We start from the raw sequence: 247 nt of genomic DNA on the forward strand, positions 1-247 counted from the left end.
TGGTAATACCGGAAATCAGCTTCAGGATGGTGGACTTGCCGGAGCCGGAGTGGCCGGCGATAAATATCATTTCGCCTTTTTTGATTTGGAAGCTGACGTTTTTCAGGGCTTTAAAACCGCCGGGATAGGTTTTGGAAACTTGTTCGAAACGGATCATAAGGTATTCCTGGAAAGGGGTCAGGACAAACTTATCCACAGTTAATCCACAAAAGGATGCGCTATCGGAGATAGGTCGTCTGAAAAATAG

Annotated in this window: 1 protein-coding gene; it reads right to left on the bottom strand. The window is 45.7% G+C overall.

Annotated elements, in window-relative coordinates:
* On the bottom strand, positions 1–157 hold a 157-nt coding region (locus tag ACTHTA_RS11570; RefSeq protein WP_440379641.1), incomplete at its 3' end, for an ATP-binding cassette domain-containing protein.
* Between the last annotated feature and the right edge of the window lie 90 nt (positions 158–247).

The sequence above is a fragment of the Neisseria sp. P0013.S005 genome (genome assembly GCF_051958425.1).
Classification (GTDB): Bacteria; Pseudomonadota; Gammaproteobacteria; order Burkholderiales; family Neisseriaceae; genus Neisseria; species Neisseria subflava.